The sequence below is a fragment of the Nostoc sp. T09 genome (genome assembly GCF_002154695.1).
In the GTDB taxonomy this organism is placed as follows: domain Bacteria; phylum Cyanobacteriota; class Cyanobacteriia; order Cyanobacteriales; family Nostocaceae; genus Aulosira.
This window is the reverse complement of the sequence record NZ_MTAV01000053.1, coordinates 59579-83141: the sequence shown is the minus strand read 5'-3', so window position 1 is coordinate 83141 and position 23563 is coordinate 59579. Positions and strand designations below refer to the sequence as shown.

Sequence of the window (23563 nt, the reverse complement as noted above, 5' to 3'; positions counted from 1 at the left end):
CAAATCTCCTTTTACTTAGCGCTTCATCTCATAGAAATTAATCAAATAGAAAGGCTTGAACAACAATGAAAATATTGGTAACTGGAACAGAAGGTTATCTCGGTTCATTATTACCTTCTCTGTTAATTGAACGTGGACACGAAGTTCTTGGCGTAGATACTGGCTTCTATAAAGTTGGTTGGCTGTATAACGGTACTGAAGTGACAGCCAAAACTCTCAACAAAGATATCCGCAATCTCATCCTCAAAGATTTGCAAGGGATCGAAGCTATAGTTCACATGGCAGAACTCTCCAACGACCCCACCGGACAATTAGCACCTAATATTACCTACGAAATCAATCATCAAGGTTCAGTTCGCCTAGCTAAGCTAGCTAAAGAAGCAGGTGTACGTCGCTTTATCTATATGTCTTCTTGCAGTGTCTATGGTGTAGCTACCGAGGGTGATGTTACAGAAGAATCACCTGTAAATCCTCAAACAGCCTATGCAGAATGTAAAACCTTGGTAGAACGAGATGTAATGCCATTAGCTGATGATGATTTCTCTCCTACCTTTATGCGAAATGCGACAGCTTTTGGCGCTTCCCCGAGAATGCGATTTGATATTGTTTTAAACAACTTAGCTGGGTTGGCATGGACTAGCAAAGAAATCAAAATGACCAGTGATGGTACTCCTTGGCGTCCATTAGTTCACGCACTAGATATATGCAAGGCAATTGTCTGTGCCATTGAAGCTCCCCGTGACATTGTACACAAACAAATCTTTAACGTTGGGGATACTACAAATAACTATCGAGTCAAAGAAATCGCGGAAATTATTGCAGAGATTTTTACAGGTTGTCAATTGTCCTTTGGAGATAACGGTGCAGACAACCGTAGCTATCGGGTATCTTTCGATAAAATCAACACCATACTACCCGGATTTAAGTGTGATTGGAATGCCCAGCTTGGTGCGCAGCAGTTATTCAATTTGTTTAGTCAAATTGATATGACTGAAGATACTTTCTTGTTTAGAGGATTTACGCGGTTAAAACAGTTAGAGTATCTGATTCGCACACAGCAAATTGACAAAGACTTTTTTTGGAATAAAAGATAGTTACTATTGTGCGGAATGCAAAAGTTAAACGTTAATAGCGTAGCGTCTCCGCAGGAGAAGGGTAGGGCTTTGGGCACTGCCCATCAAAATCCTAAGATGGTGGGCAGTGCCCGCCCTACTTGTTCTCGAAAATTTTAACTAAAAAATCTGTATACCAGGTTTTTGAGTTCCTTGTGAATGTTAATTGTCTTATCGGTTGAAAACAACTGATTTGCTCTAAAAATAGATAAAACTCTCCGGATTAATCTTTTTCCCAGGGAATTATCTCTTACAACAATTTATTTTTTCAATTAATTAGATCGCGACCGATCAAATGAATAAATTGCTCACTATTGCTATCCCTACTTATAATCGGGCTGAGTTGCTTGATAAGCAGTTAGCCTGGTTGTCTCAAGCTATTACTGGTTTTGAGTCTGAATGTGAAATTCTAGTTTCTGATAATTGTTCCACAGATAACACTCAGGATGTTATTAAGAAGTGGCAAGGGATACTCAGTAAAATTACATTTAAATCTAATCGTAATTCTGAAAATTTAGGCGTGATGAAAAATATTCTTTATTGCCTAAATTCTGCTACAACAAAGTATGTTTGGACTATTGGTGACGATGATCCAATTCAACATAGAACCATTGCTTATGTCATCGATAAGCTTAAACAACATGAAGATTTATCATTAATATTTCTCAATTTTTCTGGTCGCAATAAAATTACTGGTGAACCAGTTCACCCACCAACTATTTTTGGTAATCGCTGGTTTGATGCTGATAGTGAAGATGCTTGTGGTGATGGTAAGGCGATATTTGAACATTGTTTTTCTAAAAGTGTTGGTGCAGTCATATTTCTTACGGCTACAGTCTACCGCACTGACCTAATAAAACAGGCTCTCCAATTTTGGACAGATGCTGCAAATAATTGGATATCCTTAGCATATTTCGCGGGATATTGTGCTGCTAATGGCAGTGTAATTGTCACTAAAGAGACTTTTTTAGAATGTATTGTTGGTGTGAGTTATTGGCAGAAAGAACCAAGATCTGCGCTATTAATGCAATACAAACATATACCCGAAGTGATTTTGAAACTGGAGCAGAGCGGATATTCTAAGCAATTTTGTAGAAGAATGCTTTTGCAGAATGGTAAAGACGTTAGCTTTAAAGTGTTTTTAGGTGCTTTAAGAAGATGGCCTGTGTCTGCCATTAAAACAGTAATTCCGTTTTTAGCTTTAATTGGTTTATCTGCTTTTGATGTAATGGCTTGTAAAGATTTTAGCCTTGCAGAAGCAACTGAAGTTACTACTCAACAACTGCAAAAAAAAAGAGAGATAAGCCATTAAATAGCCAGTAGTATTAGCTCAAAATTTAGAAGGTATTTAATTCATGCTCAATAGTATTAAACGCAAAGTATATGCGTTATATTCTGACCTAGCTTGTGTAGTAGAAAGATGGAAGCATAAAAAAAAATTACCCGTTCTAGAAGAGCGCGATCGCATAATTTTAAATGCTCTCAAACGTGATGGTGTTTGTGTTACAACACTTGCAGATTTGGGATTTAATTCTAACGCAGAAATGCTCAAAACTGCTTATCATCAATTATCCCAGATGGAAAAAGCCAACAACGACCATCTAGATGAGAAATGGCCGCAAATTTATACAGTTACAGATTTACCAGAAATTTCTGCATGGGCTACAGAAAAAAGGCTGCTCAACATCATTGAAAATTATATCGGTCTTCCTATTACTTTTCATGGTGTACACTTGCGCAAAGATTTCCCTAGCGAACATCAGTTTGGGACATTGCTATGGCATAGCGACGCTGAAGACCGCCGGATTATCAAAATTTTTCTTTCCTTAAATGATGTAGCAGAAAAAACTGGACCTTTTGAATATATTCCGCGCTCTTTAACTTCTTTATTTAGCTGGCAATATTATTGGCTTTACTACAAACTTTGGCAGTCCAAATATATGGGTATTGATGATGAAATAGTAAAAAAAGTAATCCCTAAATCAGCTTGGAAATCTTGTAAAGGTCCAGTAGGTACCGTAATTTTAGCGGATACAAAAAATGTTTTACATCACGGAACTGTACGCACAGAAGAACGGTCAACGCTATTTTTCTGTTACACAGCTAATCCCCCTGAACGCCCAGAACTTTGTACCCAATATTGGGATGATACTTATCCCAGGCTAGAGTTAAATCCTTCATTAGAACCCGTTCAAATATCCAGCTAATTTTCATTAATTAGTAAATTGCTGCCATCATAAAAATTACTTTTGAGGTTATCTATGAATTTCATCCAAACCGAACTGAAAGACGCATTCATCATTGAATTAGAAAAAAAGCAAGATAGTCGTGGTTTTTTTGCGCGGAGTTTCTGCGCTCAAGAATTTATGACACATGGTTTAAGGCCAAAAGTCGCTCAGTGTAACGTGTCTTTCAATTATAAAAAAGGTACACTGCGGGGGATGCATTATCAACTTTCTCCAGCAGCAGAAACAAAATTAATTCGCTGTACGAAAGGCGCTATCTACGACGTGATTATTGATATGCGTCCTGAGTCTCCCACTTTCTTATCACATATTGGTGTGGAACTAACCGCAGACAATCACCGCGCTTTGTATGTTCCAGAAATGTTTGCTCATGGCTATCAAGCGCTGACAGATGACGCTGAGGTTGTCTATCAAGTTGGTGAATTTTATACACCAGGTTATGAAAGAGGTTTACGCTATGATGACCCATTTTTCAACATTGAATGGCCTTTAGAAGTTACCGAAATTTCTGATAAAGATTTAAATTGGCCATTATTGAGCATGATACCTGTTGGTGGTGCGAGTCTATAGCAATCTGATTAGAGTTGTGAGATTTTTCGTCGAGTCTGTCATTAGTCATTTGCAAAAACAGTAATTTGTCAGTAGCGATCGCTCACAACAAAAAACATAAAATTAATAAAGGAATTAAACTCATGATTATTATTGATCGCGCCTTACAAGCCCGTGCTGCGTTAGGTAGACCTATCAAAGTAGGGATGATTGGTGCAGGCTTTATGGGTCGAGGAATTGCCAATCAAATTATTAACTCAGTCCCCGGAATGGAGTTAGTTGCTATCTCCAACCGCCAAATTGATGCTGCCAAGCAAGCTTATATAGAAGCAGGGATTGAAAATATTCAGATTGTTGCAAATATCACCGAAATAGAAGATGCGATCTCTCAAGGTAAATATGCAGTCACAGAAGATGCGGAATTACTCTGCCGTGCTGAGGGTATCGAGGCTTTGATAGAAGTCACAGGCGCGGTGGAATTTGGCGCGCATATCGTGATGAGTGCGATCGCCCATCACAAGCATGTGATTATGATGAATGCCGAACTCGACGGCACAATTGGCCCCATCCTCAAAGTCTATGCTGACAAAGCAGGCGTGATTCTTAGCGCTTGCGACGGCGATCAGCCTGGGGTAGAAATGAACCTCTACCGTTTTGTCAAAAGTATTGGTCTAACTCCGCTATTGTGCGGTAACATTAAAGGACTTCAAGACCCTTATCGCAATCCCACCACTCAAGAAGCATTTGCCAAGCGTTGGGGTCAAAAAGCCCACATGGTAACCAGCTTTGCCGATGGTAGTAAAATTTCCTTTGAGCAGGCGATCGTTGCTAACGCCACAGGCATGAAAGTAGCCCAGCGGGGAATGCTGGGATATGACTTCAGCGGTCATGTGGATGAGATGACCAATATGTATGACGTTGAACAGCTCAAGCAACTGGGCGGTATCGTTGATTATGTAGTAGGCGCAAAACCAGGGCCAGGGGTGTTTGTCTTGGCAACTCACGAAGACCCCAAACAACGCCACTATCTCAACTTGTACAAACTAGGTGAAGGCCCGCTTTACAGCTTTTATACCCCTTACCACCTCTGTCATTTTGAAGTTCCTCTTTCTGTAGCCCGTGCTGTCCTCTTCCAAGATGCAGTGATGTCTCCCTTAGCAGGCCCGGTAGTAGATGTAGTTACCACTGCCAAAATTGACTTGCAAGCCGGGGAAACATTGGATGGTATTGGCTACTACATGACCTACGGACAATGCGAAAATTCTGCGATCGCTCAACAGCAAAATCTCCTACCGATGGGATTAGCTGAAGGATGTCGCCTCAAACGCGATATTCCTAAAGATCAAGTCCTCACCTACGATGATGTCGAATTGCCGGCAGGTAGACTTTGTGACCAACTACGAGCCGAACAAAACGCTTATTTCGCCACAGAAAAAACCCTCGTTGCTGTGAGTTGAAGAAGGCAGAAGGCAGGTGGCAGAAGGTTATAGGCGTAGACTAGGCAGTGCCTAACACATCAGGGTTTTGGTTGGCGATACCCTGAACCGTATTGTCTTATATCAATTCTCTAAAAAAGTCGCAACAGATAATGACGCAAAGATGCTGAGATTTATGTGTAGCAAGATTTTAGAGAAAGGATATTAATATCTTCCCTTCTGCCATCTGCCCTCTGGCTTATCTTATTAACTGAAATTATGAAAATTGCTCTAGTCCATGATTACTTAACCCAGCGCGGTGGAGCAGAGCGCGTATTTGAGTTGCTTTGTAAGCGCTACCCCGAAGCCGATATTTATACTTCTTTGTACAATCACCAAAAAACAATTGATTTAGGTGAGCGGATAGTTAATACAACTTTCTTACAAAAGATTCCGGGGGCAGTCAGATATTTTCGATTGATAGCTCCCTTATATTTTCCCGCTTTTCGTGCTTTGAATTTACAAGGCTACGATCTCATCATTAGTAGTAGCACTAGTTTTGCTAAAGCAGTCAGAAAACATCCAGATGCACTTCATATTTGCTTTTGTCATAATGTCACCCGTTTCTTGTGGGATACAGAAACTTATTTACGTGAATATGGAGATTATCGATATTTTGCACCATTAATTGAGAAAGTATTCCAATTGATGAGAAAGGTAGACCTGCAATACGCGCAGGAACCAGACCTTTATATTGCTAATTCCAGCATTGTTGCTCGCCGCATTCAAGATATTTACCAAAAGAAAGCGATTGTTGTCAACTATCCTATTGATACCAGTAATTTTGTATTTTCTGATATCAAAGATGAATATTATCTGGCATCAGCTAGGATGATTAGTTATAAGCGTTTGGATATAATAATTGAAGCTTTTAATTGGCTAGGTTGGCGATTATTAATATCAGGCGATGGTCCAGAACAAGAACGCTTAAAATCCAAAGCATTAGATAATATTGAGTTCTTAGGTCATGTCAGCGATCGCCAACGTAAAGACTTGTTTTCTAAAGCTAAATCTGTGATCGTTGCAGCCCTAGAAGATTACGGCTTAGTTCCAGTAGAGGCTAATGCTAGCGGTACTCCAGTTATTGCTTATGGAGCAGGTGGTGTCTTAGATACTCAAGTACCTAGAGAAACAGGGGTATTTTTTAAAAGACAAACACCCGAATCCTTACAAGCTGCATTATTAGAAGCAGGGCAAATAACTTGGGATTATCAAAATATCCGTAATCATGCAATGACAAATTTTTCAGAAAACGCATTCTTTAGTAAAGTCGAACAAATTATTGACCAAGCTTGGAGAATGCATCAATCAATTCAGTAGTGCTGAGTAGAGAGTTATGAGTAACGAGTAAAACCCCATAACTTCGCAATGACATATTAACGGTAATTTACCGGACATCATATTACTCAGCACTCATTACTCGGCACTGTTTCGGTGATTTATTAGGAGAAGGATAATCAACGTGGTTCAAGCTAGTCTAAATCCCAGCCTCAATCCGGCTCCCGAAAATGAAGTGGGTTACGGACAGATGTTTGCCGTACTTGTACGCAGATTTCCTTGGTTTTTACTTATCTTTTTAACTTCCATTACTTTTGCGGGTTTGATCACTACTAGGACACAGCCTACTTACAAAAGCTCAATGCAGTTGTTAGTAGAACCCAACTATCAAGTTAAACCAGGAACAGGCGCAACAGAAAATCAATTTACCGAACCTAGCATTGAAATAGACACAGCGACTCAGCTTAATTTGATGCAGAGTTCTAGACTCCTGCAAAAAGCAGTTAATAAACTTCAACAAGACTATCCAGACATAACTGTAGCTGAGATTAAAAGTTCTTTAGTCTTAAATCAAATCAAGACAAAAGATGATAATGTCTTGACTAAAATTTTCCAAGTTGAATATACCAGTAAAGACCCAGACAAAACGCAAAAAGTTCTGGCTGCCATTCGCCAAGTGTATGTGGAATATAACAAGCAGCAGCAGGATTCACGTTTACAAAAAGGTCTGCAAGTTATTAGAGATCAGTTAAAGAAGGCAAGTGATGAAGTGAATGCTTCTGAAACTAATCTCCAAAGGTTTCGCAGAAATCAGAATTTAATCGATCCTGAGATCCAAGCAAAAGCACTAGAAGACAATTTAAACAAACTTCAGGAAGAACGACGCACCACTCGTTCTCAATACGAAGAAGCTTTAGCTCGTCAAAAATCTTTGCAAGAACAACTTAACCGTTCTCCACAGAATGCCCTTGTTTCTTCTCGCCTGAGCCAATCTACTCGCTATCAAGGTTTACTCAACGAAATTCAAAAAACCGAGCTAGCTCTATCACAGGAACGCTTGCGTTTCACAGATGAAACTCCTAACGTGCAAAAGTTGCAAGAACAACTTCAAGGACAGAAGGAATTATTACAACAAGAAGTCAGCAGAACTTTAGGTGGGCTACCTGCTGGTGCAGTTGCTGGAGAAAATCTCCTAGAACAAGGACAACTCGGCCAAATTGACCTCAACCTTGCTGGTCAGTTAGTAGAAACACAGACAAATATAGTTGCATTAGCTGCTCGCGATCAAACTTTGGCTCAAAAAGAGAACGATTTGCGGTTTGAACTCAAACGCTTCCCGCCATTGCTGGCTTATTACAATCGCATACTACCGCAGTTACAATTTAGCCGTGAAAGGTTGGAACAACTGTTGAGAGCAGAACAGCAGTTACGGCAGGAACTTTCTAAAGGCGGATTTAACTGGGAGGTTGTTGAAGAACCTCAAAAAGGTATGCAAATGGGCCCCAATCTCCAGCAGAACCTTTTGTTGGGTGCAGTGGTTGGGTTAATGTTGGGAGGCATTGCTGCCTTTATGCGGGAAGCATCTGATGATGCTGTTCATACTACTGCGGAATTGGAGAAGCATGTCGCTCTACCATTGTTGGGAATAACTCCCAAGTTACCGCCTGCTAAACCCAGAGAATCAATGATCAAGTTGCCCTTTGGTAAGCCAGAAGTTCTTGCACCTTGGACAGTTGAAGTACTGCAATCTCCTCCACGTTGGGAATCGCTAGATCTGATTTATAAAAATATTGAGCTGCTAAATTCTGTTACTAATTTGAAATCTTTGATGATCACCTCGGCTTTACCCGATGAGGGTAAGTCAGCTTTGGCATTAGGTTTAGCAATGAGTGCAGCCAGGTTACACAAAAAGGTACTACTGATTGATGCCAATTTACGCGATCCTAGTCTGCATAATCAGCTCAATCTGCCTAACGATCAGGGACTTTCAACTCTACTAACAAGTGAAGCCGCTCTCCCGAACCAAATTAGTATTCAATACTCAGGCTCTTCCTACATCGATATTTTGACCGCAGGGCCAATACCTACTGATGCGGCTAATCTCTTGAGTTCCCCCCGGATGATGCAATTGATGGCAACATTTGAGGAAAATTACGATCTGATACTCGTAGATGCTTCTCCAGTTCTTGGCTTAGTGGATGCCATGCTGACAGCCTCATCTTGCCGCAGTGTAGTTATGGTGGCCAGCATTGGTAGGGTAACTCGCAGCCAAATGGCCCAAGCTACAGCCATGCTGAGCAAGTTAAATCTAATTGGGGTTGTAGCAAATGGAGTATCAAACTCTCACAGCACATATGTACCCTATGCAAAGCCACAACGGTTTGCATTACAACAAGCTGTAGAAAAATAGCTGGTTTTTCTTAGCTGGAATGAATGCAAGTAGGTCGTAGGGGCACAACGGCAGTTGTGCCCTAATATCACGTGAAGACACGAAGACAATACCTCAGTTTGAATGGACATTAACGATCAAATTTGTGCTGATATCATGTCCAGTTAAACACTTGTCATTGCGACCGGAGGGAAGCAATCGCAAAGGTGTTGGGATTGCTACTCTGCGAGAACGCCTTCGGCGAACGTTTCACTTCGTTGCACTCGCGGCGGACATATCGCAACTAATTTAGCGGACATGGTATGATATTATGTCCGGTTGAACAATTGTCATTGCGTACCCCTACGAGGAAGCAAGCTACGTGTAGCGTTTCGCAGAGAAGCAATCTCCAAACCCTTGCGATTGCTGCGTTCCACTCGCAATGACATATCACAAGTAATTTGCCGGACATGAAATGAGGACTTGATTCCTCACTACAAAAGCTTTTTATTTAGCTTAATTAACCCTTGAATCATCTAGTTCACGATAACTTAATAATTGTCTAGGGAAACCAAGTACTCTTTAAAGAGTAAATAAAGATTTTCTCTGGTCAAGATTTATTCCTAAAGCGTCTTATATTCTAGATATCAAAGCCCTTCAAACAAGGCCAAAAGATAAGCGTAGACTGATTTTGACAGATTTATCAAAATGTGCATCTGGTGAGTGGAAATAAATATGGAGTGATAGGTATAGATATTTTCTACACCGCGCTAATTACCCTGATCTCCAACCTCCCAGTCAGATCTATTTCTGCGTAGCTACTGAGTATCAGATTTTTTTGTAAATCTAAGATGTGCGATCGCTTCAGTAAGTTTATCAATTCAGATTAGCGCTTTTGGCGGGGATAGCTTTTGATATCAGGTCAAGAATCTACTACTCTACAAATTCTCAAGACCTATGACTACGTCAATAATTCCAACTCTACACAATCACTACACGCTACCTGAGCAACACCAAGATCATCGCTCCCCATACTGCAAACTTTTGTGGCGACGAGATCAGCTGTTGGTGAAATCTCCCGGACAAGTAAAACAGCCATATTTGCCTTCTCTATATAACGAAGAATTGTTAGTAGAGTGCTTAAAACATTCCCCAGTCAAATTGGTGAGCATCGATCCCAAACTGGGTGAAGCTTGGCTGAGATTTTGGGCTGAAGCCTGCGAACAAGCTAATAAGCCAATATTCGTCCGCTTACCCTCTGGCAATCAGCGACTAAAACAAGGTAACTCTTTTAGCAAGCAGTTGCAGCGAGTAATTGATTGGATTGTGGCTTTAGTGTTGCTACTCTTAGTAAGTCCGGTTATGCTGGGACTGGTTTTGCTGATGCAGGTTTATTCGCCAGGGTCATTTATCTCCCATGAGTGGCAGGTTGGAGAACGCGGTAAACTGTTTCGAGCAATCAAGTTTCGCACAACTGAGGGGCACAACATTACACCTCTAGGACGTTGGATGGGTAAATATAATCTACACAATTTCCCACAGTTATTGAATGTAGTCCAAGGTGATAGAAGTTTGATGCGATCGCATTGTTGGGCTTTGGAAGATGTAGTGCGCTTAAGTTCAGAGAATGGCCTCTCAGTACCAGAAATTATCGGTTCATGGCAGGTAGAAGCTACGTTTAAGCCGGCTGAATCTTAGAAAAAAAGGCAGAGAACAGAAGGCTGAGGATAGAAGGAAGGAAAAAGTTTTCATACTTCGTTGCGCTTACCCTGCTCATAAAAGTCTCTTGCTTTTGTTTCGCGCAAAAGTGCAAAAAAGTAATTAATTTAACGATCGCTAGGACTATGAATACGGCTATCTGTACTGTTTTTGAAAAAGACTACCACTATGGTGTGGGAGTTTTGGCAAATTCTCTATATCATCACGGTTTTCGTGGTGTGTTTTGGGCAGGATATCGCGGTGACTTACCGCCTTGGGCTAACTCTCTCAAACAAGGCAAGGGTTATCAAGAGTTTTCTATCGCTGAGGATTGTGCAATTCGGTTTGTGAAACTCAATACCCGAAAGCATCTAGGTTTTTACAAGCCTGATTTTATGTCCTTATTATGGGATAGTTACTGCCCAGATGTGGATGCGCTATTTTACTTTGATCCAGACATCGTTAATAAATGTACCTGGGATTTTTATGAGAAGTGGGTGAGTCGGGGAATTGCGCTGTGTGGGGACTCGTGGTATCAGGTACCGGCTAATCATCCTCGACGCTTGGCTTGGAAAGAATTTGCCGAGAGTAATGGCTTAGTTTGCGATCGCCAATTAGATTATCACTTTAATAGTGGCTTTATTGGTGTGAATAAAAACTGCAAGTCTATTCTTTTACTTTGGCAAAAGCTTATAGAACTAGGTGAGATGGCAGGATACACAGATTTCGACGATCTGTATGCCCAGAACAGTTTTCATCATTACCCCTATCTCTATGGCGATCAGACTTACCTCAACCTAGCGCTTATGGTGTCTACTCATCCCCTGAGTACGGTGGGACCTGATGGTATGGATTTTGTCCCAGGCGGCACGATTATGTCTCATGCAACAGTACCAAGCGTTAAGCCTTGGCGCAAGAACCTAATTATGAGTGCTCTTGAAGGTTGCCGTCCTACCATTACAGATAAATTGTTTTGGCGGCACAGTCAAACACCAATTCAACTGTATTCTTCAGCCAAATTTTTCCAACAACAATTTGCCATCCTTTGTGGATCTGCTATTGGTCGCTTCATTTATCGCCATCCAATTTAAAACACTTTTTCAGTGTAATTTGATTGGACTTTGTTTTATTGAAAGACTCTTGTAACTCATTTTATGTATTTCAAGCTCACTCGAACAACTCGGAGATTTCTAGAAGCTAGTAGTTTTTGGCAAAATAACTACTTAATATTACGAGAGTTTAAAAAGTTTCCTCGGGTTGCAATTTTAGCAATAGTTTTATCACTCTGTGCTGTTACCTTTGAGGGATTTGGACTTGGTTTTTTATTGGCCTTTCTCCAAAGCCTGACTACACCTAATGCTGAACCAGTAAAAACAGGAATTGACTGGTTTGATATCATCATTTTAGGTATTAACCGTTCAGCTAATGAGAGATTATTTCGAGTATCTACATTAATTGTAATTATAACTTGTATACGTGCAGGATTTAACTACTTAGCACAAATCTGTATTCAGTTTAGCGAAATTAGCTTAGTAGATAATCTTCGTAAACAGATATTTGAACAACTCCAGGCTCAAAGTCTAAAATATTTTGCTAAGAAAAGCTCTGGGGAACTAATTAATAGTCTTACCAGTGAAATGGAGCGGATTAGACAGATTTTTGGAGGGATGGCTTTTGTCATCACCAGAACTTTAACGATCGCCGTCTACTCTCTATCCTTATTTGTCCTCTCTTGGCAGCTTTCAATAATTTCGATTTTACTGTTTAGTCTTTTAGCTGTAGGGCTTACAACTCTCAATAAACATATTCGTGAGCGCAGTTTTGCTGTCACCAAAGCGAACGACAATTTTACTTCTAGGTCACTAGAGTTTATTGATGGCATCCGCACAATTCATGCATTTTCTACTATAGATTTTGAACGGCAACGGTATTATCAAGCCAGTCATAATGTAGTTAATGCTTGGAAAAATGTTTATTGGTTGTCTTTAATAGTCAGGCCGATTGCTGAAAGTATCTCTACAGTAATTCTCGTAGCGATGATTATTGTGGCAATAACAACTGGCTTAATGAAGATTGCCTCATTGTTGACATTCTTCTTTGTACTGTTTCGCTTGGTGCCGATGATTCAAGATTTAAATGGAGTTATCGCCTTTTTAAGTACCCAAGCCGGAGCGGTAGAAAATATCAAACAGTTATTAAAAACTGAGGATAAAGATTACTTCCATAATGGCAAAATCCGGTTCCCTGGATTGCGACAAGGAATTGATATAGTATCTGTAGATTTTGGCTATGAAGCTGGCAGTCTAGTGCTACAGAATATTACCCTGAGTATGGAGCAGGGAAAAATGATCGCTCTAGTAGGAGAAACTGGTGGCGGTAAAAGTACACTTGCTGATTTGATTCCTAGATTTCACGATCCTATAGAAGGGCAAATTCTCTTAGATGGAGTTGATTTGTGTCATTTTGACATTGACTCGCTACGTCGCAAAATGGCTGTAGTTAGTCAGAAAACATTTATTTTCAACACCTCTATTCGCAATAATATTGCTTACGGTACTCCTGAAGCCACTGAAGCAGAAATTTACGAAGCAGCCCGCCAGGCGAATGCACTAGAATTTATCGAAAAATTGCCTGGGGGTTTTAACACAATTTTGGGTGCTGATGGAATTCAATTATCTGGTGGACAGCAACAAAGAATTGCGATCGCGCGTGCTTTGGTGCGCAAACCAGAAATTTTGATTTTAGATGAAGCCACTAGTGCTTTAGATGCAATTACACAGCAGTCAATTCAAGAGGTTTTAGAGAATTTTGCTGTAGGACGAACAGTGATTGTCATTGCTCACCGTCTTTCTACGATTGCTCAAGCAGATAAGGTTGTAGTAATTGAAAAGGGGCGGATAGTAGAACAAGGCAAATATCAAGAATTACTCGCTCGCCAAGGCAAGCTGTGGAGATATCACCAGACACAGTACCAAAGAGGTCAAGCAGAGTAGGGACAAGGGAGATATGGGGAGTGTGGGGAGTGTGGGGAGTGTGGGGAGAAATGGGACAAGGGAGAAATGACCAATAACTATTGACTATTGACCAATGACAAATGACAGATATCTTGACAACCCATTCTATTTATAGACATGAAAATTTAATGTCTTAAACTTATGTCTAGCACCTCTGAAGTAGTACAACCTCTGGTCAGTGTGATTATTCCTACCTATAATCGACCAGAGTATCTTAAACAAGCGATCGCCAGCGCAGTTAAACAGACTTATCAAAATATTGAAATTATTGTTTCTGATAATTGTAGTCCCGAAAATCCCCTACCGATTGTCGAATCTTTTGGAGATTCACGTATTCAATTTTGGCGACATCCACAAAATATAGGGATGATTGCTAATCAGATGCATGGCTTTAAGATGGCACGAGGTAAATATGTTGCCAGCTTGCATGATGATGATGTGTGGAACGAAGATTTTTTAGCTAAACTTGTACCTCCATTAGAAGTAAATTCCAAACTGATTATCGCTTTTTGTGACCAATATATAATAGACTTTCAAGGCAATATTAATTATTCTGGTACAGAAGAGAATACAAGAGGTTTCAAGCGTCACAAACTGGTACAAGGTGTTTATAAATCTTTCGCTAAGATTGGGTTAGTAGATAAAAGTATACCCACTGCCGCAGCTTGTGTAATTCGTAATAATCTTGTGGATTGGGATAATATTCCTTCAGAAGCTGGTGGAATGTGGGATTTATATTTAACCTATCTTTGCTGTATATCTGGTTATGCAGCTTACTATTCTCCAGAAAGATTGACGCGATATCGTGCCCATGAGCAAACTGATACCATGCTTAGTGGTTCTCAAGATATTCAAGCGAAAATTCGTAAAGCTAAAAGCGAATTATTTTGTTATCAAATCTTCATGGAAGATCCTAAACTTCAAGAATTTAAGCCATACTTTCAAAAGAAATGGTTAGAAGCTAATACAACTTTAGGGATTGGCTTAATCCGAAATCAACAGACAGATGCAGCACGTCCTTATCTTTGGCAAGCACTCAGCAAACAGAAGTTTAATTTGCGAACTCTAGCTGCGCTGACTCTCAGTTTTATCATTTAAGCCTTAGCCAAGCAATGATCGGGATGAGTAGTTTAGCCCACAAAAATACGGATATCGTGGGCATTGCCCACCCTACTTTTATTTCTCCTCACAGAAGCCAATTTTATGAAAAAAAAATCATAGCAACACAAAAATTCTTACCAATAAATTATCTGTGTTTATCTATGTTTATCTGTGGTGCCAAATATCTTTATCTTGGATATTTATTAGAAGTTTAATAATTAACTAATTATCAAGGAGTTGGTGTGTGAAAATTTGCATTGTTACCCATACAGTTAAAAAAGGTGATGGTCAAGGAAGAGTCAATTATGAGGTTGCCAAGGAAATAATTCGTCGTGGTCATCACCTCATATTATTGGCAAGTGAAGTAGCACCTAAATTAAAAGAGAATAGCCAAGTTAATTGGATTGAGATTCCAGTCCAACGCTTCCCTACAGAATTTATTCGTAATTTCGTATTTGCGAAAAAAAGTGCAGATTGGTTGCAAAAATATCGCGCTGATATTGATTTAGTAAAAGTCAATGGAGCGATTACCAAGAACTCAGCAGATGTGAATGCTGTACATTTTGTCCACAGTTCTTGGCTGCAATGTCTAGCGACAAGCCCTCCGGGTTCGGGGGTTCGCAATCGACGGGAATCGCCAAGACTGCGGCCCCCTCACCGCTTTGCGTCTACGCCTGTGCATATTTCCCGTACCCGTCGCGGTGCTTATGGTTTGTACCAGTGGCTTTACACTGCGTTGAATGCCCATTGGGAGAAGCAGGCTTTTCAACAAGCGAAAGTAGTCATCGCCGTATCTGAGAAAGTAGCGCAAGAATTAGTAAATATTGGCGTACCCCGTTCTCGAATTCAGGTAATTGTCAACGGCGTAGATTTAGAAGAGTTTACTCCTGGTGTAGGCGCTCGCCAAACATGGAATCTACCAGAAAACGTCCCTCTAGCCCTGTTTGCTGGCGATATTCGCACCTCCAGAAAGAACTTAGATACAGTTTTATATGCCTTAGCAAAAGTTCCCAATTTACATTTAGCGGTGGTTGGTAGCACTGAAGGTAGCCCCTTCCCTCAACTAGCAGCCTCTTTAGGGTTAAGTGAGCGAGTACATTTTTTAGGCTATCGACGTGATATCGCCGCAATTATGCGGGTTGCAGATTTATTTGTATTTCCTTCCCGTTATGAAGCTTGCACCCTCGTATTATTAGAAGCCCTCGCCTCTGGTTTACCTGTCATTACCGCCACTGCTACCGGGGGTGCAGAATTGGTGACACCAGAATGCGGGGTAGTTTTGTCCGATTCAGATGATATTGATGCTTTAGTAGCAGCGTTGTTGTCTGTAGTAAACGATGGCGCTTTGATGCAGCAAATGGGTAAAGCAGCTCGTTCTGTCGCTGAACAACATAGCTGGAATACGATGGCACAAACTTATGTGGATCTATTTGAGGAGTTAATCAAGAATGAAGAACACTGTTCTCATCCCCACCTATCGCCGTCCTCTAGATCTCTCACGCTGCCTTTTAGCACTACAGGCGCAAACTAAACCAGTCGATCGAGTAATAGTAGTTGTTCGCGATATAGATGCCCAAACTTGGGAATTTCTCGCCCAATTCTCACCGCACAACCTGCCACTGCATATCGTCAAAGTCACCGTACCTGGGGTAGTAGCAGCTCTTAACGCCGGACTAGCCGCAGTAGAAGGAGACATTGTTTCCATTACAGATGATGATGCAGTGCCTCACCCTGATTGGTTAGAGAAAATCAACGCTCATTTTATCTGCGATCGCCGCATTGGTGGTGTTGGTGGGCGTGATTGGGTACATCAAGGAAACAAGGTAATAGATGACTCCCGGCAGATAGTTGGTAAATTGCAATGGTTTGGACGGGTGATAGGTAACCATCATCTAGGAGTGGGAGAACCTCGTGAAGTCGATGTTCTCAAAGGCGTGAACATGAGTTTTCGCCAAGAAGCAATCGCACAATTGCGTTTTGATGAACGGATGCGCGGTACAGGGGCACAAGTACATTTTGAAATGGCATTTACCCTAGCGTTAAAGCAGGCTGGTTGGAAGCTAATTTACGATCCTCAAGTAGCAGTAGATCACTACCCAGCACAACGTTTTGATGAAGACCAGCGAAATAATTTTAATGAAATTGCCTTTATTAACTTAGTCCATAATGAAACTTTAGTTTTATTAGAATATTTGCCGCTTTTTCGCCGTGCGGTCTTTTTATTATGGGCAATATTAGTAGGCACAAGGGATAGCTTAGGCTTAGTGCAATGGCTGAGACTTTTGCCTAGTCAAGGTCAATTGGCAGGTAAAAAATGCTGGGCATCTTTGCGCGGTCGTTGGCACGGATGGCAAACACATCGGCAATTCAAAAGTCAAAATTAAAAATTCACTACAATTCATCTGTGTTCATCTGTGTACCCTGCGGGAAGCCACTTCGTGTCTACATCTGTGGTTCCATAATTCTTTCGTGTACTCAACAAGCTTAAAAGAATCTCACGCAGAGGCGCAAAGAATAATTTCTATAATCAAAAATCCAAAATCTAAAATTGAATGACTTCTAAGCAGATACTCTTCAATAGTGTTTTACAACAAAACTTTTCTCCCCAGGATCAAGCAGCACAGGCTTGGATGGTAATCTTGGGTTTCATACTACTAACAATAGTTTGCTATTTTGCTGGTGCAGCTGCGATGTTGCGTTTAGTTTTTCCCGCAACAGCTTTACTAGTAGGTTTATTTCTATATTTACGCCATCCGATTCTCTACATCGGCTTTACCTGGTGGATTTGGTTTCTCACACCCTTAGTTTCCCGCTTGATAGACTACCGGGTTGGTTGGGACGCTACTCGTCAGATACTGATCGCACCCTATTTAGTAGTTTTTGTGACTATAGGAACCTTCTTACGCTACCTCCCTAGTACCCTACGCCAAGGAGGTTTACCTTTTCTTTTAGCTTTTATTGGAGTGTTCTATGGTTTTCTAGTTGGTCTAATTTATAATGCACCTGTTCCTGTAGCACGTGGTCTTTTAGATTGGCTCAGTCCGATTATTTTTGCTTTTCATTTATTCACGAATTGGCGAGATTATCCTAGCTATCGCGATCATATTCAGCGCACATTTCTTTGGTGCGTGTTAATTCTTGGAGCTTATGGTGTATATCAATTTGTGGTTGCTCCAGAGTGGGATAGATACTGGCTTATAGAGTCAAAAATGTTTAGCAGTTCTGGAGATCCTGTACCTTTTGGGATGCGTGTATGGAGTACGCTGCACTCAGTTGGGCCTTTTGGCTCTGTGATGCAAGCTGGTTTATTGTTGTTATTTACGAGAACTGGATTTTTAATTTTTCCTGCTTCAGCTGTTGGTTATTTATCATTCTTATTAGCACAAGCCCGGACTAATTGGGGTGGTTGGCTGTTAGGAGTAATTATCATTTTAGGTTCAGTTAAAGCCAAAATTCAAATGCGCTTAATTACTATTATTTTGGTGATGGCGCTTTGTGTTGTACCACTAATTACTATTGAGCCAATTTCTAAAGTTGTGGCTACTCGTTTTGAAACTTTTTCTAATCTGGAAAAAGATAGCAGCTTTAAAGATAGATCGGGAAGCTATGATCGAAACCTGAGTATTGCGCTTTCCAATGGGCTAGGTAACGGTTTAGGAAATATTTGGAAGGTTAATGAAAAAACAGGGCAAATTGAAGTATTCGTCATTGATAGTGGCGTTTTAGATATGTTTTTCACCTTGGGCTGGTTTGGCGCTATCCCTTATTTAGGCGGTTTGATTTTATTGATTGTTAATGTTAGTAAGTATAGTGAAGGTCGTTTTGATAGTTTTGTCAGTGCTTCCCGTGCGATTGGGATAAGTGCTTGTTCTCAATTAATTATTGGTAGCGGGATGCTGAGTGTGGCGGGTATGATCCTTTGGGGATTTTTTGCTATGGCTATGGCAGCACATAAATATTATCAGCATCAAGGAATTAAATAGCCAAATAATTTTGGATTTTGGATTGGAGAATATAATCGAAAATCAAATATTCGCTGAGGTTTGATTTTTGATTAATTCTACAAATAAATTTGCTGCTTGTAGACCTCTTGTAATTTTGAAGGTTCAATCCGAAATTTAAAATCTAAAATCTAAAACTCGTTTATCGTGAGCTTTTTAGGAGCGAGTTTGCCTCGCCCTTTATGACAATCTATTTCATTTAAATTAAGGTCAACATTATGAAAGTTATTGCAATTATGCCGCTGGCTGAACAAAGAGGTGGCGGTGAAATGATGTTTTGGGATTTAATGCAACAAGGGCGACAAGCGGGTATTGAATGGTTGGCGATATTTTTAGAAGACGGCCCAATGGTAGAACAAGTAAGGTCGCTCGGTATTGATACAAGAGTGATTGCAAGTGGTCGCCTGCGCCAAGTTCACCGTTTGATTAGTACGGTTTTTCAGATAGCTTTGATCGCTAGGCGCGAACATGTAGATGCGATCGCCAACTGGATGTGGATTACTCATATCTATGGAGGAATGGCCGCGATCGCAGCTGGATTACCTGCTGTGTGGTATCAACTAGAAGTACCGGATGGTAAGTCTTGGTTGGTGAGGCTGGCGACGTTATTACCTGCTCGTGCGATCGTAACTCTCTCTCAAGATGGTCAGGAAGCGCAGGCAAAGATTTGGCCTCATAGACCAACGCCTCTGGTATATCCAGGTGTAGCTTTAGACCGCTTCGAGCCTAATGTTCTTCCTTCGCCAATGGAAGCGCGGATGAAGTTGGGCCTACCGATCCACGGGCCTTTGATTGGGATTGTGGGGCGATTGCAAACATGGAAGGGAATGCATGTTTTAGTAGATGCAATGCCGCAAATTTTGCAGAAATATCCTGATGCTCACTGTGTAGTCGTTGGCGGTAAGCACGATTTAGAACCTGATTATGAAGGCTTCTTAAAAACGCAAATAGCAGCTTTGGGCTTGAGCGATCGCGTTTTTATGGTTGGGTTACAGCGCAATGTTCCTGAGTGGACGCAGGCGATGGATATCTTTGTACACGCTTCCGACAAAGAGCCATTTGGTATTGTAATTATTGAGGCGATGGCACTTGGTAAACCTGTGATTGCTGGTAATGCTGGCGGTCCCACAGAAATTATTACAGATGGTGTCAATGGACTACTAACACCTTACGGTGATGCGGATGCATTAGCGATCGCCATTCTCCGCTATCTGGAAGATCCAGAATTAACCCATACTATCGGAGTAGCAGCACGACAACGCGCTCTCGATTTTTCAACGCAACGTTACGCCCAAAACTTTATTAATGTAGTTCGTTCTGCTGTGTCCGATGTGCCTAAAAGGTTAGCAGTTGATACTACCACTCAATCAACTTTTAATTGAGAAGTCGTAACGTATACTATTCCTTTAACTTGAGAAAAAAGCTAATTTTCGGATGATGCCACAGCTTTTTCTCTGATTCTTTAAATATGTTGTGTTTCCTAAATGGGATAACAACAAATAATTAAAGAGCGCAGACAAGGAAACTTGCATTCAGTAGTGTTGAGTACATAGTCTAGAGCCAGCGGACTCAGCAATAAGTGATATCGGCAGGTTTCGCCGATATTACATTCGCTTACTCAGCACTGCTTCATCAATATGAAGTTTTCAATAAGAACAGATTTTTCTCTTCCCAAAGTAATATAAAGAGCTAGTTACTCAACAAAATTAATTTTTCTCTTTATCCATACTGCATAAGCCTTAGAGGTGATTTCAATAGATAAATAATTTGGTATACATACTTGTGTTGCCAAAACTAACTACTTAACATTTTTTTTATATAACATCCTGTTAAACAGTCTCTTTAAAGATATTATCTAAATTTTTAGAATTACATTACATTGTGCTTTAATAACTAAAAAGAGTATTTTTTGTGTGCCTATTATGAATGCACCACTTCATATAAAGCCTTGTACATATCCAATTTTTTTAGTATTTTTATGTTAAAAAATACTAATTTTGTGTATTTTGTTTCCCAAGATTTCTAGGGAGATCTCACAAGACTTTTTAGAGGATGTCTGAGGAGTACGAGGATATTTATAAAATTTTGTTATTAACATCCAAGTAAGCGGATATTTGCAAACTAAGGAGTAAATATAATTTGCTCTCGATCAAACTCTTTTCGCTTACACGGACTAACAAAAAATTGAGGGTTTCAAATCCACGTACTGCAAAGCAAAACCTACCTCAAAGGTTAGGTAGGTTTTGCTTGGGTAACCGAGATTTCTAAGGATACTTTTAGTTAATTAGTGAAGGGTGAAGGGTATCACTCTTGACTTTTTCTTTTACCCATGCTTCATGCTGGGAAATATTGGCGCTGACTCACTCAATAGTTCTTATGACTAATCAAAGTTCTAAATTCTCTGATTCATCTCATCGTTCCCAAAAGTTTGATTTTTCATCAAAAGGTAGAGATAAAGGTAAGTGTAAACCTTTACTAGCTGATTTATCACTTAGCCAAAAGATATCTGATACTTCCTTATTAGTAGGCAATCAAGCTATTTTTACCCTGACATTGAAGAATAGCGGTTCAGCCAATGCAACAGGGGTGAAAATAAAAGATTTACTACCTTCTGGTTTTAGCTTTGTCAGTGCTCAACCTAATGTTGGAAGTTATGACAGCAAAACTGGTATATGGAATGTTGGTTGTCTCGCATCAGGATGTAATGCAACCTTGACTCTGACGGGTACAGTTCTGAAAGCAGCTAGCGCTTCTGCTTACACCAATGTTGCAGAAATTATTGCGGCTAATCAGAAAGACCCAGATTCAGTTGTCAATAATCACAAACCGACTGAAGATGACTATACAAGTGTGCTTGCACCTGTCGTCAAGCTGGCTTTAGACACAAAATTTACCCTTGTTAATCAACAATCATTTACCAATCTTAAACAAGCCATTGATAACAACGGAGATGGCATAGCAGATCAGTTTATTGCACTTCCTGGCGATAATGTTAGCTTTACGATTACTGTAAGTAATAATGGTTTTGCTAATGCCAAAGAAGTAAAAATTGTTGACGATCTCAGGCAAAAGCTGCCTATTGGACTAGATTTCGTCAGTTTTTCTAATCTTGATGGTGGCACAAGTATTGACACGGATAATAATGCGCAAACAGTCGAGGTTTTATTTAACAATATTGCCTCAGGTAAATCAAAAACCATTACCGTCAATGCTAAAGTCAGTAATGATTACATTACTCCTATTAATTTGTCAGGCAGATTAGGAACGATTAATCCTGACACAAGTGATATAAATACAGATCTGCCTGAATACTATGAAACCCCTTTTAATGGGACATTCTTTCTTAATTACAATGTTCAAAAAGACGTAAGTCAAGATAGAGTAAATTTCGGCTTTTTAAATGTTACTAATAATGCCGAAATTGTTGCCGTCAACGGAAAAAATCTGAATTCCGGCACAATTGCAGCAAATAGTAGGTTAGATGTCTCTACTTATAAACTTCAGGGGACATTAAATAACGGACAGCCATTTCAAGTTTATTCTGTTGAAAATCTCAATAATCCCAACAATTCTAATGGCTCTTTTTTCCTTAATCCCGACCCAGATTTTGGTTCTATAAGCCTCGGTTATCCTTACTATAATCAATCAGAATTTTTACCAAATGGTAATACAGGTATTGCAGGATTTACAGCAACGTGGGTTAAAAGTACCGATCCCAACTATTTAGCTGATTTAGCGGCTTGGAATAATTTAGGATCTGATGGAAATTTAGCCAACACTCAAGATGAACAAGCAGTCATCAACGCACTTGCTGCTTTTGTTCAAGATGGTGTTTATAGTCGTGACCATTATGCTAACGGTTTATTTACTTTCAATAATGGCATTCAAACAGAAGGCCTAACCTTTGATGCGGGTCAACTTACTCCAGGAATCAACAATTTTGTCAATCTCTTAGTGACGGATAAAGGTGTAGTTCTTACTGATAGTAACAGCAAGTCCAAGGGTTCATTCTTTACTGACTTACAAGCTGCCTTCAATTCTTTTAATTTTACCATTCCTACTGGAGTCAACATTAAAATATTAGATTCTAATGGAGATGGTAAAATTCACACCCGATTGCAAGAATTAGGCGGTTATAAAAATAACTGGTTAGTTTCCAGCATTACGATTGATAGTAATGTGAATCAAGTGACTTTCGCATCCAAAAAAAGTGGGGCGAACCTGGATTTTTCCTTCCAAAATCTGATTGTTTCCAATCCAATTCCGGTTTTTACTTTGCGAGGTAATGAAAATGCCAGCAATACGATTATTGGCACTCGTTTTGATGATGTAATTAAAGGCGGAAATTGTGGTGATACTTTATCTGGTTTCGATGGCAATGATACGATTTGTGGCGGTTGTGGCAATGATTTGATTACTGGTGGTAGAGGTGATGATTGGTTAACTGGTGATGGAGGAAAGGATCGGTTCATCTTTGGTGCTAAGTTTGGTAACGATACCATTAGCGACTTTTGTAAATATCAAGACAAAATTGACCTCAGCCAACTGATTCTAACTAAAGGCACTTTGGACAGTAATAGTGATGGTGTTATCAATGCCAAGGATAAACTCGCTTCGCTGAACAATTGTAATCTAAATTTAGATCTCACCTCTTTAAATGGTGGTAGCATCACTCTCACAGGAGTCACTGCGGTTAATATAGCTGATTTTATTTTTTAACT

General features: G+C 40.1%; 16 protein-coding genes. All 16 read left to right on the top strand.

Annotated features, from left to right (window positions below; translation table 11 throughout):
- Positions 1 to 65 precede the first annotated feature (65 nt).
- The 16 genes from BV372_RS13070 (at position 66) to BV372_RS12995 (ending at position 23561) form a co-directional block, all read left to right on the top strand.
- Complete coding sequence (locus BV372_RS13070; protein ID WP_086686935.1) at positions 66 to 1094, top strand: NAD(P)-dependent oxidoreductase; 1029 nt, start codon at positions 66 to 68, stop codon at positions 1092 to 1094.
- A 313-nt stretch (positions 1095 to 1407) separates the two neighbouring features.
- Positions 1408 to 2424 (top strand): glycosyltransferase family 2 protein, encoded by a 1017-nt coding sequence (locus BV372_RS13065; protein WP_086686934.1) that lies wholly within the window; start codon positions 1408 to 1410, stop codon positions 2422 to 2424.
- A gap of 43 nt (positions 2425 to 2467) precedes the next feature.
- Entirely contained in the window at positions 2468 to 3319 is an 852-nt protein-coding gene (locus BV372_RS13060) for a phytanoyl-CoA dioxygenase (protein WP_086686933.1), read from the top strand.
- A 54-nt stretch (positions 3320 to 3373) separates the two neighbouring features.
- Positions 3374 to 3928 (top strand): dTDP-4-dehydrorhamnose 3,5-epimerase, encoded by a 555-nt coding sequence (gene rfbC, locus BV372_RS13055; protein ID WP_086686932.1) that lies wholly within the window; start codon positions 3374 to 3376, stop codon positions 3926 to 3928.
- A 122-nt stretch (positions 3929 to 4050) separates the two neighbouring features.
- Positions 4051 to 5364: an NAD(P)H-dependent oxidoreductase gene (locus BV372_RS13050; RefSeq protein ID WP_086686957.1), complete on the top strand. Its 1314-nt coding sequence runs from the start codon at positions 4051 to 4053 to the stop codon at positions 5362 to 5364.
- A gap of 237 nt (positions 5365 to 5601) precedes the next feature.
- The gene (locus BV372_RS13045; protein ID WP_086686931.1) at positions 5602 to 6702 is read left to right on the top strand and encodes a glycosyltransferase; all 1101 of its coding nucleotides are present in this window, start codon (positions 5602 to 5604) and stop codon (positions 6700 to 6702) included.
- Positions 6703 to 6844: 142 nt separating this feature from the next.
- Complete coding sequence (locus tag BV372_RS13040) at positions 6845 to 9070, top strand: polysaccharide biosynthesis tyrosine autokinase (RefSeq protein WP_086686930.1); 2226 nt, start codon at positions 6845 to 6847, stop codon at positions 9068 to 9070.
- 915 nt (positions 9071 to 9985) lie between these two features.
- The gene (hepC, locus tag BV372_RS13035) at positions 9986 to 10726 is read left to right on the top strand and encodes a heterocyst development glycosyltransferase HepC (protein ID WP_086686929.1); all 741 of its coding nucleotides are present in this window, start codon (positions 9986 to 9988) and stop codon (positions 10724 to 10726) included.
- Positions 10727 to 10872: 146 nt separating this feature from the next.
- Positions 10873 to 11817 (top strand): hypothetical protein, encoded by a 945-nt coding sequence (locus BV372_RS13030; RefSeq protein WP_086686928.1) that lies wholly within the window; start codon positions 10873 to 10875, stop codon positions 11815 to 11817.
- 63 nt (positions 11818 to 11880) lie between these two features.
- A complete protein-coding gene (gene hepA / locus BV372_RS13025) occupies positions 11881 to 13719 on the top strand; it encodes a heterocyst formation ABC transporter subunit HepA (protein WP_086686927.1) in 1839 nt (612 codons plus the stop codon).
- Positions 13720 to 13881: 162 nt separating this feature from the next.
- Positions 13882 to 14838 (top strand): glycosyltransferase family 2 protein, encoded by a 957-nt coding sequence (locus BV372_RS13020; RefSeq protein ID WP_086686926.1) that lies wholly within the window; start codon positions 13882 to 13884, stop codon positions 14836 to 14838.
- A 247-nt stretch (positions 14839 to 15085) separates the two neighbouring features.
- Positions 15086 to 16372: a glycosyltransferase family 4 protein gene (locus tag BV372_RS13015; protein ID WP_086686925.1), complete on the top strand. Its 1287-nt coding sequence runs from the start codon at positions 15086 to 15088 to the stop codon at positions 16370 to 16372.
- Positions 16290 to 17225, top strand: a complete 936-nt coding sequence (locus BV372_RS13010) for a glycosyltransferase family 2 protein (RefSeq protein ID WP_086686924.1) — start codon at positions 16290 to 16292, stop codon at positions 17223 to 17225. Before BV372_RS13015 ends, BV372_RS13010 begins: the two co-directional genes overlap by 83 nt.
- Positions 17226 to 17393: 168 nt before the next feature.
- On the top strand, positions 17394 to 18824 hold the full coding sequence (locus BV372_RS13005; RefSeq protein ID WP_086686923.1) for a glucose-6-phosphate isomerase: 1431 nt from the start codon (positions 17394 to 17396) through the stop codon (positions 18822 to 18824).
- A 236-nt stretch (positions 18825 to 19060) separates the two neighbouring features.
- Entirely contained in the window at positions 19061 to 20224 is a 1164-nt protein-coding gene (locus tag BV372_RS13000) for a glycosyltransferase family 4 protein (protein ID WP_086686922.1), read from the top strand.
- Positions 20225 to 21152: 928 nt separating this feature from the next.
- Positions 21153 to 23561: a DUF11 domain-containing protein gene (locus BV372_RS12995; protein WP_143845093.1), complete on the top strand. Its 2409-nt coding sequence runs from the start codon at positions 21153 to 21155 to the stop codon at positions 23559 to 23561.
- Positions 23562 to 23563: the final 2 nt, after the last annotated feature.

What these genes read in the sequence shown, in the direction of transcription:
- BV372_RS13070 (WP_086686935.1), top strand. Translation starts at nt 66, where the DNA reads ATGAAAATATTGGTAACTGGAACAGAAGGTTATCTCGGTTCATTATTA.
- BV372_RS13065 (WP_086686934.1), top strand. Translation starts at nt 1,408, where the DNA reads ATGAATAAATTGCTCACTATTGCTATCCCTACTTATAATCGGGCTGAG.
- BV372_RS13060 (WP_086686933.1), top strand. Translation starts at nt 2,468, where the DNA reads ATGCTCAATAGTATTAAACGCAAAGTATATGCGTTATATTCTGACCTA.
- rfbC (WP_086686932.1), top strand. Translation starts at nt 3,374, where the DNA reads ATGAATTTCATCCAAACCGAACTGAAAGACGCATTCATCATTGAATTA.
- BV372_RS13050 (WP_086686957.1), top strand. Translation starts at nt 4,051, where the DNA reads ATGATTATTATTGATCGCGCCTTACAAGCCCGTGCTGCGTTAGGTAGA.
- BV372_RS13045 (WP_086686931.1), top strand. Translation starts at nt 5,602, where the DNA reads ATGAAAATTGCTCTAGTCCATGATTACTTAACCCAGCGCGGTGGAGCA.
- hepC (WP_086686929.1), top strand. Translation starts at nt 9,986, where the DNA reads ATGACTACGTCAATAATTCCAACTCTACACAATCACTACACGCTACCT.
- BV372_RS13030 (WP_086686928.1), top strand. Translation starts at nt 10,873, where the DNA reads ATGAATACGGCTATCTGTACTGTTTTTGAAAAAGACTACCACTATGGT.
- hepA (WP_086686927.1), top strand. Translation starts at nt 11,881, where the DNA reads ATGTATTTCAAGCTCACTCGAACAACTCGGAGATTTCTAGAAGCTAGT.
- BV372_RS13020 (WP_086686926.1), top strand. Translation starts at nt 13,882, where the DNA reads ATGTCTAGCACCTCTGAAGTAGTACAACCTCTGGTCAGTGTGATTATT.
- BV372_RS13010 (WP_086686924.1), top strand. Translation starts at nt 16,290, where the DNA reads ATGAAGAACACTGTTCTCATCCCCACCTATCGCCGTCCTCTAGATCTC.
- BV372_RS13005 (WP_086686923.1), top strand. Translation starts at nt 17,394, where the DNA reads ATGACTTCTAAGCAGATACTCTTCAATAGTGTTTTACAACAAAACTTT.
- BV372_RS13000 (WP_086686922.1), top strand. Translation starts at nt 19,061, where the DNA reads ATGAAAGTTATTGCAATTATGCCGCTGGCTGAACAAAGAGGTGGCGGT.